This is a genomic window from Lactobacillus delbrueckii subsp. delbrueckii DSM 20074 = JCM 1012 (genome assembly GCF_001433875.1).
GTDB lineage: Bacteria > Bacillota > Bacilli > Lactobacillales > Lactobacillaceae > Lactobacillus > Lactobacillus delbrueckii.
In genome coordinates, this window is sequence record NZ_AZCR01000010.1 from 8,546 (window position 1) to 22,891 (window position 14,346).

Below are 14,346 nucleotides of genomic sequence, written 5' to 3' on the forward strand. Positions count from 1 at the left end.
ACCAAAGAGAGCAACGGGCCGCCCTCAATGCCAGCGCCAAACAAAATAAGTCCTCCTCTAATTAGAGAAGGACTTATTTTCGTCTTTTGCTAGTTATTTTCTTCTGTGGTAAAAATTTTATTTTTCCATTTGCCTAGTCAGCAAAGTGCTTGCTCTTGTAAACCAGCTTGCCGCTGACAAAAGTCAAGGCGGTCATGCCGTAGACTTCCTGGCCGGTGAAAGGTGTGTTAACCCCCTTGGACAAGTAGTCTTCTTCGGCCAGCTTTTCGGCGTTGTCCAGGTCAAAGACGGCCAGGTCGGCTTCCTTGCCTGGAGCCAGGACACCAGCGTCCAGGCCAAAGAGCTTGGCTGGCTGGTAGCTCATGAGGTCCAAAAGCAGGCTCAGGTCCATTTGCCCGCTCTTGACGAACTTGGTGTAAAGGCAGGCAAAAGCAGTTTCATTGCCAATGATCCCAAAAGCAGCCTTCTGCATATCACCGGCCTTTTCTTCCCGGCTGTGCGGAGCATGGTCAGTCGCGATCAAGTCGATCGTCCCGTCCAGCATCCCTTCAATCAAGGCAAACTGGTCTTCCTTTGATCTAAGCGGCGGGTTCATCTTGTAGTAACCGTTGTTGCCGTCGATCTCTTCTTCGCTCAAAAGCAGGTGGTGAGGTGCGGCTTCGGCGGTTACATTGATTCCGTATTCCTTGGCGATCCGGATCAGCTCCACGCTTTCCTTGGTAGAAACGTGGCAGGCATGGTAGTGAACCCCGGTAGCCTGGGCCAAAACCAGGTCTCTGGCCAATTGCGCAGATTCACTGACCCCCAGGATGCCTGGCAGGCCGAGTTCTTTCGCCTTCTTGCCAGCATTCATCACCCCATGATGGTAAAGAGAGTCATCCTGGATGTGCTCACAGATGGCCAGGCCTACCTTAGCAGCTTCCTGCATAGCTTCATACATAGTGCCGGCTTGCTGGATGCCGTGGCCATCATTGCTAAAGGCAAAAGCCCCCGCTTCTTTCAAGGCTGCCATGTCGACTACCCTATCACTGGTCAGGTCTTCAGTAATAGCCCCGTATTGCTTGAGGTGGACGCAGCTGTTGGCTTCATTTAAAGCAACCTGCTTTTCAAAAGTTTCCAGGTCATCTGGGACCGGGTCAACATTAGGCATGGTGCAGACCGTGGTGAAACCGCCCCGGGCCGCTGCTTCAGACCCCGTCTTGATGGTTTCCTTGTAGGTAAAGCCCGGCTCTCTGTAGTGTTCGTGGATGTCCACTAAGCCAGGTGCCAGGAGCTTGCCCTTTAAGTCGTAGACTTCAGCACCCTCTTCTGGCAGATCCAGGCCGATGGCCTGGATCTTGCTGCCGGTGGTCAAGACGTCTTCGTTGATGAATTCGCCTTCCTGGTAAACCAGGCCGTTTTTCAGCAAAATAGCCATTATTCAAGGCCTCCCAACTTACGTCCGCGCAGAACAGCTTCAATCATGGCCATTCTGACAAAGACCCCGTTGTGCATTTGGACAGCGTAGCGGGACTTAGGTGCTTCAACCAGGTCACCGTCCCATTCAACCCCGCGGTTGATTGGGCCCGGGTGCATGATGATGGCGTCATCCTTAAGCATGTCGTAGCGGCGTTGGTTAAGGCCGTAGGCAGCGTTGTAGTCCTTGGCATCAAAGAGCTGTTCAGTCTTGGCTTCTGCCCCGTTGTGGCGTTCGTGCTGAACTCTAAGCAGCATCAAGACGTCCAGTTCTGGGATTTCATCGTCAATGTTCTTGACATAAGTGCCGTACTTGCTGAATTCTTCAGCGTCGTACCAGTATTCCGGACCTGAGAAATAGACTTCCGCGCCCAGGGTGTTCAAGATTTCCATGTTTGACCGGGCAACCCGGGAGTTGGTCAAGTCACCGACGATCATGATCTTCAAGCCGTCGAAGTGGCCGAATTCGTTGTAGATGGTCATCATGTCCAGCATGCTTTGGGATGGGTGCTGACCGGAACCGTCACCAGCGTTAACCAGGCCCATTTGCAGGTGCTGGCCTTCCTTTGGGTGGATGATTTCGTTGTAGTAGGCGTTTTCCGGGTGTCTGATCACGCTGAGTTCGATGCCCAGAGATGCCATGGTCAGTTCAGTGTCGTAGAGGTTTTCCCCCTTGTTGACTGAAGAGTGGGATGGGTCAAATGGGATTACAGTCAAGCCCAGCCTTCTTTCAGCAACTTCAAAGCTGGTGTGGGTCCGGGTTGAGTTTTCAAAGAACATGTTGGTGCAGAAGATTGGCCGGCTCAAGGCTGGTACTTCCCCGCCGTTCTTGAAGTATTGGGCTCTTTGCAGCAGGTGCAGCACGTCGTCGGCGCTCAGTTGTTCAACGCTGACAAAGTAAGGCAGACGGAGCAAGTTGTCTTGCTTGTCTTCAGTTTCGACAACGACTTGGTTTTGGCTAACAGTGGTCATGATGATTTGGCATCCTTTCGAAAATAACTTAAGCAAAAAGACCATTTTATACACTCAGTCTCCGTGTCTAAAATGGTCTCTCAAAGTCTACTTAAACTGCCCGGAAAGCTTCCTCCCCGGTCTTCCTGTCAATTCGAATGTTTGCCAAGAATTTCTTATTTATATATGGATTTTGAGCTGCCTTCTTAGCCTCACGGGACTAAATTTAAAGGTCATTCATATGTTTTCTCAACTATAAAGACTTTTACCCTTTAAGTCAAGCTTTTTTATCGAAAAAGCAGGGAATTTTTGTAGAAAAAGTTTAAAACCATTTTCAACCGATTACTGAAGTGATTGCGGTATAATCGAGCTAAGGAATCGACAGACATGTGTTTTGTTAGATTGACAGGAGGGAAAATCATCCATGAAGTTTACGAAATTGTTGAAATCACGTAAGTCAATCCGGACTTATACTGGCAAGCCGGCTGACAAGAAGCAGGTCAAGAAGATCATCGAAGCAGCTGAACTGGCTCCAGTAGCCCGCGGCTTATACGAGAACTACCAGCTGACGATCATTAATGACCCAAAGCTTTTAAAGGAGATCGACCAGGAAGCAGCCATGATGTTTAGCGATCTGGAATCACATCCCTTGTACGGTGTGCCGACCTTGATTTTGGTCTCTGCCAAGAAGCAGGACGAGATGGCCTATGCCAGTGCCGGGATTATTGCCCACAGCATGGTTCTGGCTGCTGAAAACAAGGGCCTGGGGGCTTGCTACCTCTTTGGCGCGGCAGCTGCTCTGGCCGCTCACCCAGAAACAGTTATGAAGCTGGACCTGCCAGCCGGCTTCATGCCGGTCTGCGGGGTTGGTATCGGCGAAACTGAAGAAGAACTGACCATCCGCGACCAGAAGCTGGATCGGATCGGCATCAACGAAATTTAACCGGCAAGAGTTGCTCTCATCATTAATTTGTCAGCAACTTGTAAGAGCGTGGCCATTTTCCGGCACGCTCTTTTTTATGGCTAAAGTAAGCTATCATGGCGCTTATTGAAGTGAAGCATAATACAAAAATTTACCAATCCGGTGACACGACAGTTTACGCCAACCGGGACATCAACTTCATGATTGAAAAAGTCCAACATCAATGTTGAGGAAAGAATCAGAGAGCTGTCGACCATCAAGGTGCTCGGCTTCTTTGACCAGGAAACCACCCTCTGCATTTGCCGGGAAACGATTATCCTCTCCATTATCGGCATCCTCTGCGGCTACCTGGCCGGGATCGGCCTGCACACCTTCATAATCACCAGCCTGCCGCCAGACAACGCCATGTTTGACCCGGCGATGAAGATCAGCAACTTCCTCTACTCAGCCTTAATTCCGGCCGTGATCACTGCTTTAGTCGCCTTGATCATGCACAAGAAGATCAAGTCCGTCAACATGCTGGATGCTTTAAAGTCCGTCGATTAAAGAGCAAATAAAAAAACGGAACCAAGCGGTTCCGTTTTTCTATATCTAATAAATATTGCTAAAAAGCAGTCACTGTCCGGTTGTAGTAGACCAGGTGCTGCTTAAATGACAGGGGGTCAACGAGGATCTTGGTGACGGAGCAGTTGTCTGGTTCCAGGATCTGCAGGCCCTGGCCGCCCGTGGCATTAATGGCAAAAGATCTGACCGTGAAGCCGTGGGTCACTACCACGATCTGGTCTTCTGGATACTTTTGGCTGATTTCCTCAACGAATTCAGCGGCCCGCATTTCCACATGGGCAAAACTTTCCGCCTTTGGGGCTGCCTGATTGTTGATCGCGACTTACAGGGTATTTTTTGACTTTGTTGAAGAGTCCTGCCAGCAGTGTGGTAAAATGGACAAGGTTGTTTTCTGAAAATATGCGAATAATGATGAAATCTATATCTAGAGAGAAAGAAAAGATGAAATCAAACAGCAAGTGGGCTGGCCTGGCAGCTGCCACCTGCATCCTATGGGATATTTCTGGCCTCTTTGCCAAGGGCCTCTTTAACTTGGACCCCCGCATCACGCCGATTTGGGTTACGCAAATGCGGCAGGTTTGCTCAGGCTTGATCCTGTTAACTGTGGCCCAGCTGACGGGCAAGCATCCCTGGCAGGTATGAAAAGACAAGAAGAGCGCGGTTCAGCTTCTGGCATATGCAGTTATCGGCGTTCTGCCCTTCCAGTACTGCTTCTTTTTGGTAGTAGCCCAGGCTAACGCGGCAATCGCGACAGTCATTCAGTTTATCGGTCCCTTCTTTGTTTTGGCCTATCTGACTTTGACCAAGCAAGAGGCTCTGCGGCCGATTGATGTCGCGGCCAGCCTGCTGGCTTTTGGCGGAGTCTTTCTTCTGTCAACGCATGGCAATATCCATGACCTTAGGATCGCGCCTCTTACCCTTCTTTTTGGCATTATGTCAGCGGTTGGGGCAGCAGCCAACAGCTTGCTTCCCCAAGCCATGGTGACCAGGCAGTCCACTATTTCAGTTACTGGCTGGGGCCTGCTTATCTCCGGTTTGATTTTGACGGCAATTCATCCAGTCTGGACCAGCCTGCCGAGTTCACCGACCGTCTATCTCAACCTGTCAGTCGTCATCGTTATGGGCACGATCATCCCGACGCTTTGGCAAAACCATGCTTTAGGCCATATTTCGGGGATGACTGTGGCTTTTATGGATGCCTTTAAACCGCTGGCCTCCATGATTGGCGCTCCATCATCGTCTTTCACTTTCAGCCGCAAATGATGGATTACGCGGCATCTGTGATGATTATTTTTGCCGGTCTCGCCCTCAATTGGACCCCGCGTAGCAAAATTAAAGCCCGAGTTGAAAAATAATCGAAAAAAACAGCGTCAGCAGATTTTCCTGCTGGCGCTGTTTTGCCGCATCAAGTTTTACTGCTTTAGCTGAGCTTGACGAAGCTTTGCTGGTCTTTTTAACGCTAGACTTGCTGCTCTGACTGCTTTTATTTGAACTATTGCTTGCCTCTTTTGAAGCGGTCTGCTTGCTGCAACCCGTCAAAAAAACCGCAAAAAAGGGCCATAACGGCCCACTTTTTGATTCTCATTTTCCAAATTTCTTTCTTCTTTTACTGAACACAGCAAATTCTGAATTCTAAAAAACTAAAATTCCATCTGTTCAACGTCAATCATCCAAGTGATGCCGATTGACTTTTCGCCCAGGTAAGTCGCGATAACCGGGCTAAATTCGTCCATTTCAAAGACAGCCTTTGGCACTTCAGCCTTGAGGTAGTTCATGACTTCTTCAGCTTGCGCGGCGTCATTTGACTGAATGATCAAGATCCGCAGCTTGTCTTCTGGGATGTCCAATGACTTGATCTTTTCCAGGGATTCTTGTTCGATCTTCTTAACTGCCCGCTTCATTGACCGCACCTTGTCGTAAGCCACGATCTTAGCTTCATCGTTGAAAGTCAGCAAAGGCTTGATGTTCAAGAGTGACCCGATAAAGGCGCTGGCATTGCTCAAACGGCCGCCCCGGCACAAGTTGTTCAAGTCATCAACGATAAAGAGTTCGTCGACAGTTGACCGGATTTCAGCCAGCTTGGCGATGATTTCTTCCGGACTGTAGCTATCCTTTTCGATCATCTTAGCTGCTGCCAGAACTTGGTAACCCTGCAGGCGAACAGTAATTTGTGAGTCAAACGGGTACAGATGGTAGTCCGGGTTGCTTTGCGCGATCCCCATCAAGGTGCTGTAGGAACCTGAAATCCCGCTGGAGAGGCAAATATAGATGATCGCCTCGTAACCCTCATCCTTGAAGTTGTCAAAAGTCGTGATGAGGTCCCCCATCTTCGGCTGGGAAGTGGTCGGGAAGCTGGAGCCACTCCGCTGCGATTCAAAAAGCTCTTCAGAAGTGATGTTGATTCCTTCCAGGTATTCCTTGTCATCGATGTAAATCGGAATAGGAATGACCTTGATATTATACTTTTCAATTTCGGCTGCGGACAAATTGGCCGTACTGTCGGTAACTAATGCGATCTTCATATTAAACCTTCCGTATTTAACGTTTTAACATGAAAATTATAGCATACTTGCCCCAGCTAAACTAGAAGGATCTTGATCATGCCTGTTTGCGTATAGAATAACCACCTGCATCCCTATTTAACTATCAATCAAGATATCCGATAAAGCCACCACTTTATGATAAAATAGGTTACTGAACAATTTTCAATTTACGAATGAGGTGTGCTCAATGGCTTTTGACGGCTTATTTATTCATAGCCTGCTTAATGAATTACAAGATGAGATTACTGCTGGCCGCTTACACAAGATCTACCAGCCTTTTAACAACGACCTGGTCCTGGTCTTCAGGAAGGACCGCAAAAACAAGCAGCTTTTAATTTCTGCTAATCCTGAATATCCCCGCCTCTACCTGAGCAAGGAGTCCTTCTCCAACCCTAACGTGGCTCCTCTCTTCGTCATGGTCCTGCGTAAATACCTGGAAGGGTCAGTCCTCCAGGAAATCAGCCAGGTTGGCCTTAGCCGGATCGTCAACTTCTCCTTCAGCAACCGTAACGAACTCGGTGACGAAATACAGCTGATCCTCTCCGTTGAACTGATGGGCCGGCACAGCAACGTCATCCTCTATGACAAGCAAAGCGGCAAGATCATCGACTTGCTAAAGCGGATCAACCCTGACGAAAACCGGGCCCGCCTCCTCTTGCCTAAAGCCAAGTACGAACTGCCCCCGCTGACTCCCGGTATCAACGGCTTTACTTTAACGGAATCAGAATTTTCTTCTTTGAAAAAAGAATACCCAACCCCAGCTGACCTGGCCAAGCAAATGGATGGTTTAGATGGCGATGACCGGCAAGAACTGACCGGCTACTTGGAAGACGACTACTCCTTCTCTTCTCTGAAGACCTTCTACAACCAGTTCTCCTCCCCTAAGGCCTACGTTCTCGTGACGCCAAAGCACAAGCGGCGGATCTACCCTTACCTGCCATATCATTTGGAGATGACCAAGGAAAGCTCTTCCACTAACTTAAATGAAGCCTTAGACGAGTTTTACGCCTACCAGGCCAACCGGGACTGGGTCAAGCAGCGGTCCCAGCAGGTGACCCGGGTCGTCACTAATGAGACCAAAAAACTCCAAAAGAAGCTGAAGAAGCTGGAAAAGCAGCTGGACAGTGCTGAAAACTCCGAAAATCTCAGAGTCTCCGGGGAACTTTTAACCGCCTACTTAAGCCAGGTTAAGCCCGGCATGGAAAAAATCGACCTGCCTAACTACTATGAAGGCAACCAGCCCATGACCATCAAACTTGACCCGGCCCTCTCCCCTCAGCGCAATGCCCAGAAATACTTCAAGCGCTACAAGAAGATGCGGGATTCCATCAAACACGTGACCGAACAGATTGAGATCACGGAAGAAAACCTCCGCTACCTTGATTCCGTTCAAACGGAAATCGACAACGCTGACCCAGAAGACGTCGAAGCCATCAAGGAAGAGCTGATCAACCAAGGTTACCTTAGAGCTGATCAAAAGAAGCGCCGGAAGCCGAAGCTGACCGAAAAGAGCCTAAACAAGTTCAAGCTCAGCTCCGGCAAAACTGTTTTAGTCGGCAAGAACAACCTGCAAAACGACTGGCTGACCCTAAAAAAGGCCGACAAGAACCACTACTGGTTCCACGTCAAGAACATCCCCGGCTCCCACGTTATCTTGACTGACAGCCAGCCAAGTGACAGCGATATCCAGGAAAGCGCGGAGATCGCTGCTTACTTCTCCAAAGCCAAAAATTCCGCCCACGTGCCGGTTGACTATATACAGGTCAAGCGGATCAAGAAACCTAACGGGGCCAAGCCTGGCTTCGTCATCTACACCGGGCAGAAGTCCATTGAAGTTACTCCGGAAGCTGACGAGATTTTAGCTAAGCGGATTGACTAAGATGCAAAAAAGAACCGTATTATCCCAAAATGGTAGTACGGTTCTTTTTCTATATATTCTAAAAAATTAGTTCTTAAAGCTGTGCACTGGGGCTGGAATCCGGCCGCCGCGGTTAATCATCGCCGCGCTTGATTCCTTGTGAACAGGCATAATGGGGGCATAGCCGAAGAGGCCGCCAAATTCAATTGAGTCGCCCACGTCCTTGCCCGGTACTGGAATAACCCGGACAGCCGTGGTCTTGTTGTTGATCATCCCGATCGCCGCTTCGTCAGCAATCATAGCACTGATCGTTTCAGCTGGCGTGTCGCCTGGTACGGCAATCATGTCCAGACCAACTGAGCAAACAGCGGTCATGGCTTCCAATTTGTCGACCGTCAAAATCCCCTTTTCAGCTGCCGCGATCATCCCGGCATCTTCTGATTCAGGAATGAAGGCACCAGACAGACCGCCGACATGGCTGCAGGCCATGATGCCGCCCTTCTTGACAGCATCGTTTAACATGGCCAAAGCGGCCGTGGTCCCGTGGGTCCCCACGCTTTCCAGGCCGATTTCTTCCAAAATATTGGCTACCGAGTCGCCTTGGGCAGGAGTTGGCGCCAAAGACAAGTCCACGATCCCAAAGTCGACGCCCAGGCGCTTAGAAGCTTCCTGGCCCACCAATTGGCCCATTCTGGTAACCTTGAAGGCCGTCTGTTTAATGGTCTCAGCAATCACGTCCATAGATTCGCCCTTAACCTTTTCCAGGGCCGTCTTAACCACGCCAGGGCCGGATACGCCGACATTCAAAGCCACATCGCCTTCGCCAACCCCATGGAAGCCCCCGGCCATAAACGGGTTGTCTTCAACCGCATTGCAGAAGATGACCAGGTTGCCGTTGTTCAGCGGGTTGATCTTTTCGTTCTCAATGACGATCTGGCCCATTTCCTTGACGGCATCCATGTTGATCCCGCTTCTGGTTGAGCCGACATTGACGCTGGAGCAGACTCTTTCAGTTTCCTTTAAAGCTTGGGGAATTGACTTGATCAAGACCCGGTCGCCGTTTTGGTAGCCCTTGTGCACCAAAGCTGAGAAGCCACCGATCAGGTCCACGCCGACTGCTTTGGCTGCCTTGTCCAAGGTAACCGCGTACTTAACGTAGTCGCTGTCCCCTGAAGCTGCCGCGATCAAAGAAATCGGGGTTACAGTAATCCGCTTGTTGGCAATCGGAATCCCGTATTCAGTTTCCAGTTCTCTAGCTACCTTGACCAGGTTTTCCGCCTTAGTCGTGATCTTGTCGTAGATCTTCTGGCAGGCTCGGTCACTGTCTGAGTCAATACAATCTAAAAGTGAGATCCCCATGGTCGTCGTCCGCAAGTCCAGGTTCTCGTTGTCGATCATATTGACCGTTTCCATAATTCGCCGCAAGTCCATTATTCCAGACCTCCGCCCAGTTCATGCATGGCCGCGTACATCTTTTCATTCCGGATGTTGATTTCCACGCCTAGTTTCTTGCCCAGTTCCTTCAATTCCGTGCTCAAGGCGGAGAAATCTGCCTCATCGCTGACATCAACAACCATCATCATCGTGAAGTAGCCGTTCATGATCGTCTGGGACAGGTCCAGAATGTTAATGTCTTTTTCAGCTAAAAAGCTGCTTACGCCGGCAATAATCCCGGTCTTGTCCTGGCCGACAGTTGTCAAAATTGCTCTCATCGCTTGCCCTCCTGCTTGCGAAGCTTATATCCTGATCAGGATAAGAAATAAATTTAATTTGGATCAAAAAGTTCTGTTTTAGAATAGCATCTTTTAAATTGGCTGGGTAGTCAAGGCCAGCGATTCCAGAACATCGAGGATCAACTGGACTGTTTCCAGGCTGGAGAAAACCGGAATATGGGTATTCAGGGCCTGGTCCTTGATCTTGATCGAGTCTTCCACTGCCGAGTCCGACAGGTTGACGACATTAACCACCATCACGATCCGGTGGGTCTGGATTCTTTCCAAAAGGTTTCTAGACCCCTCCTGGATCTTGGCGATAACCCCAGTCGTAATCCCCGCCTCAGCCAGAATATTGGCCGTCCCTTCCGTGGCCGTGATCTTGAAGCCCAGGCGGGCAAAGCGCTTGGCCAGGTTGGCTACTTCCTGCTTTTCCTCATCGCTGACTGAGAAGAAAATTGTCCCATAACTTGGTATATGCAGGTCGCTGGCTTCATAGCCCTTGTAAAGGGCCTTGGCCAGGCGGCTGTCTCTGCCCATCACGGCATCAGAGGACTTCATCCTGGAGTCAAAAGTATTGTCTGAACTGTAATTGAGGTAGGAGAAAACTGGCATCTTCACGTGGATGAACTCGTCAACCGGCCAGACCTCGTTCGGGTAGCCTAAATCAGCAATCTTTCTGCCCGCTAAGACCTTAACCGCGTATTCAACCAGGTCCTTGTTCATGGACTTGGACAAGAAGGCCAGATTATGACCGGCATAAGTCTTGATCTGAAGCAGATAGATTTCCCTGCCCTTGAGCAAAAAGTGCAGGTTGAAGATCCCTCTGATCTTGAAGCTGCGGATCAGCTTGATTGTTTCTACCCGCAGCTTTTCCGCTTGCTCCTTGCTTAAATACTGGGGGCCAAAAACCGCGATGGAGTCTGAGGCGTGAGACCCGGACTGCTCCAAGTGCTCCACGATCCCCGGGATAGTCACGTCTTCCCCATCCGTGATCGCCGTAATCTCATACTTCATCCCAGAGATAAACTGGGAAATCGTATAATCATCAACCTGGTTTTCCCGAAAGTATTTCTCCAGGGCCGGCTGGTCATAGACCACGGCTGACTTTTGCTTGCTCTTTTGGTGATAGCCCCCGACCAAGACCGGATAGCCCACTCGGGCCACAAAGGCTAAAACTGCCTGGTAGTCGGTCGTTGCCAAATATGGCACCCGTTTGACCTCAGAAATCTTGGCCGTGTCTAAGTGGCTGATCGGCAAAAGGCGGTCGATCTCGTGCTGGCCAAAAATCTTCAAACCGTGGCTCATCAAAGGCAGGCGCAAGGCGGAAACCTGCTTGCCGGAGAACTGGGTGACCACGTCCGTGATCCCTTCTTCTTCGCAGATGGTGATGATGCTGTCCAGGTTGATCGATTCAAAATAGACCCGGTCAGCCAAGTGGTAGTCCATCGAGGCAGATTCCGCATTGTTGGACAAAAGGACCGTCTCATAGCCCTCTTTCTTCAAGGCCGCCAGGGCATGGTAGAGCATGTAGTCAAATTCACTGGTTACTGACACATGGAAGGGCGGCATCCCCAGCAAAAGAACCTTTTTCTTCTCCGGATCCTTGGAAAATTCCAATTCGCTTTCCACCCCGTAGCTCTGGTAGTAGACCTTGACTTTGGGCTGGTAGACCCCGGCGCTGTCATCAATCGCTGAGAATGATGGCCGGACGTCTTTTTCATTCAGCAAAGGAAATATGTCATGGACGTCCATCTTAGTCAATTTGGCCAAAAGGTCGCTGGAGAAGCCCCGGATCTTGGCCTTTAAAAGGAGGTCACGGTCTAATTCACCCGCATGGGCAATGTCCCTGCCAATCTTGACCAGGTAGCACAGCTTCTGATAATAGACCGGATGAATATTCAAGACGCTGCTTATGGACTGGTAGTCGATACCCTGGCTAAGGGCAGCCAGCAGCTGAACCAGGTGCATTTCGTTAGGGTGGCGGAGGTCATCCAGGATCACCTCATCGCTCTTGCCCCTTTCCTTGATAAAAGCTGACCACAAGACTTCCAGATCATTGCTGGAAATCAAGGCCTTGAAAAAGGCACTTTCAAAATTCCGCCCGATCCCGACCGCTTCCCCGGTTGACTGGGTGTGCTTGCCCAGCTGGTAGTGGTTGTAGCCAGTCTTGGCAAAGGACCAGTAAGGGATCTTGATGCTGACGGTGTCAGAGACCGGTTCAATGGCCGCACACAGGCCAGTGGCCGGGTCAGTGACTTCATTCAGCCGCAGACCGATCGCCAGCTTGGCTAAAACATAGCCGATTGAATACAGGCTGGTCTTTTGGTCCAGGACGGCGGTTCTGGTCAAGCGTGGCTTAACGGCCAAGAGCTTGTAGACCATTTCCGTACCCCGGTGGCTGATGGCGAAGTGGACGCTTAAAAAGCCCACCAGCTGCAATTTGTCCGCTATCTTGCCAGCTTCTGCCCGCAGGACTTGAATTTGGTCATTGTTCATGGTCAAAAGCGGCTTAATCAAGACTGAGTCGCCTGAGTCAATCCCGACCGGTTCCAAAGACCCAGTCGCTCCGACAAAACAGAGGTTGCCGTCTTCATCACGGAGCAGGTCCAAGATGACCTCTTCACAATTAGACAAGTCTTCCGTCATCCGGTAGCTGGCCGGGCGGAAGTCCCGGTCCTGGCTCTCCTGACGCAGGTACTGTGCTAAATCCCGGCTGCTCTTAAAGGAGATGTGGTCATCGCGCTCAAAGTAGTACTTTTTGATCAAAAGAATCGGGAAAGAGAGCTTGTTTTCCAGCTGCTCTTGCAGGTGCTCGTCGTATTTTAAACCCAGGCTGTCTAAAAACCAGGTCTGCCCGACTGGCAGATGATTGGCTTCCAAGAAACGGGTCCGCTTTTGCGGGTTGGACATGGAAATGGCCCTCTCATTGATCGTTAACAGCTTGATCCCCATCTGGTGGAGGATTCCGTCAGCCTGCAGCTTCTTGGTCACGTCCAGGGCCATCAAGGAACCAAAAGCCGTCATGATCGCATCAGGTTCTTCCATCCGGAGGATCCGCTTCAAGAAGTCCAAGGTCATCGGTTCCAGGTACACGGTCAAGCCCGGTAAGGGGTCGGTTGAGACGCTGGCTGGATTGGGGTTGACCAGGACCACCTGAATATTCTCTTCTAAGAGGGCCTCGATGGCGCTCTTGGTCAAGAGGTCCGTATTGGCCACATTGCCCACCAAGGCTGAGCCGGCACCAATAATCAAGATTTTGTTTAAATCATTTTCGCGTGGCATTATTTCACCAGTTTCAAAAAGTCGTCAAAAATCACCTGGGCATCTTCCGTCCCCGGGGCTCCTTCCGGGTTGAAGGCCACCGCCAGCAGCTGCAGCTTATCATTGCTGAAGCCGGCTAAAAGCTCATTGTGCAGGTCGAAATACTCTTCATTAAAGGTCATGGCCGTGTCATCCGGCAAAACCAGCTGGGCAATATTCATGGCCGTCTGCCAGATCTGTCCGCTACTCTGCCCGATCACCGGGAAATTGGTCCCGTTCTGGTACTGGGGCAGGTCAACCAGGCTGAGGTCCAGGTAGGCTGAAATCGCCAAAAAGCCCAGGCCGACCCCCAGGATCGGCAGCTTGCCCAGATATTCATCCAAAATCTGCCGCAAGTATGGCAAAACCTCTTTGGCCTGGCTGGGGCCGTTAGAGATAATAATCCCGTCTGGCCGCAGGGTCTTGATATCGCGGACAGTCGCGTTATATGGCAGAACATTGGCATTGACCTGTCTTAATGACAGTTCCCGCAGCATGGAGTGCTTGAGGCCCAGGTCGATAATGGCAATCGTCTTGCCGACGTTAGGAGCAGCGTAGGCGTTCTTGGTGGAAACCAAGGAGCTCTTGTTTTTCGGTAAAACCAGGGCTCTGATCTGGTCAAAGGCGTGTTCATCATTGGTATCCATGATCGAGGCCTTTAAAGGACCCAGATTCTGCAGTTTTCTGACCAGGGCCCGGGTATCAACGTTAAAAATTGCCGGCACCTTTTTTTCCTGCAAAAAGTCGCCCAAAGACTGGAAGGTGTCATTGTCGGTAATGTTCAAGGCAATGTCGTTGGCAATAACGCCGCGGACACTAGGCTGGATGCTTTCGTAGTCAACCGCGTTGATCCCGTTGCTGCCGATCATCGGAGTAGTAAAGACGATAATCTTGCCCGCGTTTGACGGATCAGTTAAAACCTCTTGATAGCCGTAATTGCTGGTCTGGATGGCCAATTCGCCCGTGGCGGTGATCATGGCCCCGATGCCGTCACCGGCATAAGAGCTGCCATCTTCAAGAATAAGGTAGCGTTTCATC

The 14,346-nt window shown here is 50.4% G+C and carries 12 protein-coding genes and 3 pseudogenes; 6 read left to right on the plus strand and 9 right to left on the minus strand.

The window, feature by feature from the left end:
- Nucleotides 1-133 precede the first annotated feature (133 nt).
- Both FD23_RS02935 and FD23_RS02940 read right to left on the minus strand, forming a co-directional pair.
- Nucleotides 134-1,417 carry a dihydroorotase gene (locus tag FD23_RS02935; RefSeq protein ID WP_025896388.1) on the minus strand — a complete coding sequence of 428 codons (1,284 nt, stop codon included), beginning with the start codon at nucleotides 1,415-1,417 and terminating at the stop codon, nucleotides 134-136.
- Nucleotides 1,417-2,427 (minus strand): aspartate carbamoyltransferase catalytic subunit, encoded by a 1,011-nt coding sequence (locus FD23_RS02940; RefSeq protein WP_013439521.1) that lies wholly within the window; start codon nucleotides 2,425-2,427, stop codon nucleotides 1,417-1,419. Before FD23_RS02940 ends, FD23_RS02935 begins: the two co-directional genes overlap by 1 nt.
- A 403-nt stretch (nucleotides 2,428-2,830) precedes the next feature.
- Between FD23_RS02940 and FD23_RS02945 the strand changes: the two genes are divergently transcribed.
- From FD23_RS02945 to FD23_RS02950, 3 genes and pseudogenes are all read left to right on the plus strand, one after another.
- Nucleotides 2,831-3,349, plus strand: coding sequence for a nitroreductase family protein (locus tag FD23_RS02945; protein WP_025895728.1), 519 nt, complete (start codon nucleotides 2,831-2,833; stop codon nucleotides 3,347-3,349).
- A 95-nt stretch (nucleotides 3,350-3,444) separates the two neighbouring features.
- Nucleotides 3,445-3,540 (plus strand): annotated as a pseudogene (locus tag FD23_RS10205) (ABC transporter ATP-binding protein); the annotation flags it as partial.
- 1 nt (nucleotide 3,541) lies between these two features.
- Nucleotides 3,542-3,874: pseudogene (locus FD23_RS02950) on the plus strand (FtsX-like permease family protein); the annotation flags it as partial.
- Between the two features lie 58 nt (nucleotides 3,875-3,932).
- Here FD23_RS02950 and FD23_RS02955 read toward each other — a convergent pair.
- Nucleotides 3,933-4,199 (minus strand): annotated as a pseudogene (locus tag FD23_RS02955) (histidine phosphatase family protein); the annotation flags it as partial.
- A gap of 134 nt (nucleotides 4,200-4,333) precedes the next feature.
- Here FD23_RS02955 and FD23_RS10210 point away from each other — a divergent pair.
- Nucleotides 4,334-4,534: a hypothetical protein gene (locus tag FD23_RS10210; RefSeq protein WP_230844821.1), complete on the plus strand. Its 201-nt coding sequence runs from the start codon at nucleotides 4,334-4,336 to the stop codon at nucleotides 4,532-4,534.
- 51 nt (nucleotides 4,535-4,585) lie between these two features.
- Nucleotides 4,586-5,155 (plus strand): DMT family transporter, encoded by a 570-nt coding sequence (locus tag FD23_RS10215; protein ID WP_230844823.1) that lies wholly within the window; start codon nucleotides 4,586-4,588, stop codon nucleotides 5,153-5,155.
- 69 nt (nucleotides 5,156-5,224) lie between these two features.
- Here the strand turns inward: FD23_RS10215 and FD23_RS09160 are convergent, their stop codons facing one another.
- Nucleotides 5,225-5,431, minus strand: a complete 207-nt coding sequence (locus FD23_RS09160; protein WP_230844820.1) for a hypothetical protein — start codon at nucleotides 5,429-5,431, stop codon at nucleotides 5,225-5,227.
- Between the two features lie 101 nt (nucleotides 5,432-5,532).
- A complete protein-coding gene (locus tag FD23_RS02965; RefSeq protein ID WP_025895723.1) occupies nucleotides 5,533-6,414 on the minus strand; it encodes a DegV family protein in 882 nt (293 codons plus the stop codon).
- Nucleotides 6,415-6,622: 208 nt separating this feature from the next.
- Between FD23_RS02965 and FD23_RS02970 the strand changes: the two genes are divergently transcribed.
- Nucleotides 6,623-8,314: an Rqc2 family fibronectin-binding protein gene (locus FD23_RS02970; RefSeq protein ID WP_052933657.1), complete on the plus strand. Its 1,692-nt coding sequence runs from the start codon at nucleotides 6,623-6,625 to the stop codon at nucleotides 8,312-8,314.
- Between the two features lie 66 nt (nucleotides 8,315-8,380).
- On the opposite strand, the gene FD23_RS02975 is transcribed toward FD23_RS02970, so the two are convergent.
- The 4 genes from FD23_RS02975 to FD23_RS02990 form a co-directional block, all read right to left on the minus strand.
- Nucleotides 8,381-9,724, minus strand: a complete 1,344-nt coding sequence (locus tag FD23_RS02975; RefSeq protein WP_025895721.1) for a PFL family protein — start codon at nucleotides 9,722-9,724, stop codon at nucleotides 8,381-8,383.
- Nucleotides 9,724-10,005: an ACT domain-containing protein gene (locus tag FD23_RS02980; protein ID WP_002876842.1), complete on the minus strand. Its 282-nt coding sequence runs from the start codon at nucleotides 10,003-10,005 to the stop codon at nucleotides 9,724-9,726. The genes FD23_RS02975 and FD23_RS02980 overlap by 1 nt, the downstream gene beginning before the upstream one ends.
- Nucleotides 10,006-10,098: 93 nt before the next feature.
- A complete protein-coding gene (locus FD23_RS02985) occupies nucleotides 10,099-13,290 on the minus strand; it encodes a carbamoyl-phosphate synthase large subunit (RefSeq protein WP_052933656.1) in 3,192 nt (1,063 codons plus the stop codon).
- Nucleotides 13,290-14,345, minus strand: a complete 1,056-nt coding sequence (locus FD23_RS02990; protein ID WP_002876844.1) for a carbamoyl phosphate synthase small subunit — start codon at nucleotides 14,343-14,345, stop codon at nucleotides 13,290-13,292. Before FD23_RS02990 ends, FD23_RS02985 begins: the two co-directional genes overlap by 1 nt.
- Nucleotide 14,346 lies beyond the last annotated feature (1 nt).

What these genes read in the sequence shown, in the direction of transcription:
- FD23_RS02965 (WP_025895723.1), bottom strand. Translation starts at nt 6,414, where the DNA reads ATGAAGATCGCATTAGTTACCGACAGTACGGCCAATTTGTCCGCAGCC.
- FD23_RS02980 (WP_002876842.1), bottom strand. Translation starts at nt 10,005, where the DNA reads ATGAGAGCAATTTTGACAACTGTCGGCCAGGACAAGACCGGGATTATT.
- FD23_RS02935 (WP_025896388.1), bottom strand. Translation starts at nt 1,417, where the DNA reads ATGGCTATTTTGCTGAAAAACGGCCTGGTTTACCAGGAAGGCGAATTC.
- FD23_RS10210 (WP_230844821.1), top strand. Translation starts at nt 4,334, where the DNA reads ATGAAATCAAACAGCAAGTGGGCTGGCCTGGCAGCTGCCACCTGCATC.
- FD23_RS02945 (WP_025895728.1), top strand. Translation starts at nt 2,831, where the DNA reads ATGAAGTTTACGAAATTGTTGAAATCACGTAAGTCAATCCGGACTTAT.
- FD23_RS02940 (WP_013439521.1), bottom strand. Translation starts at nt 2,427, where the DNA reads ATGACCACTGTTAGCCAAAACCAAGTCGTTGTCGAAACTGAAGACAAG.
- FD23_RS02970 (WP_052933657.1), top strand. Translation starts at nt 6,623, where the DNA reads ATGGCTTTTGACGGCTTATTTATTCATAGCCTGCTTAATGAATTACAA.
- FD23_RS02990 (WP_002876844.1), bottom strand. Translation starts at nt 14,345, where the DNA reads ATGAAACGCTACCTTATTCTTGAAGATGGCAGCTCTTATGCCGGTGAC.
- FD23_RS02975 (WP_025895721.1), bottom strand. Translation starts at nt 9,724, where the DNA reads ATGGACTTGCGGCGAATTATGGAAACGGTCAATATGATCGACAACGAG.
- FD23_RS02985 (WP_052933656.1), bottom strand. Translation starts at nt 13,290, where the DNA reads ATGCCACGCGAAAATGATTTAAACAAAATCTTGATTATTGGTGCCGGC.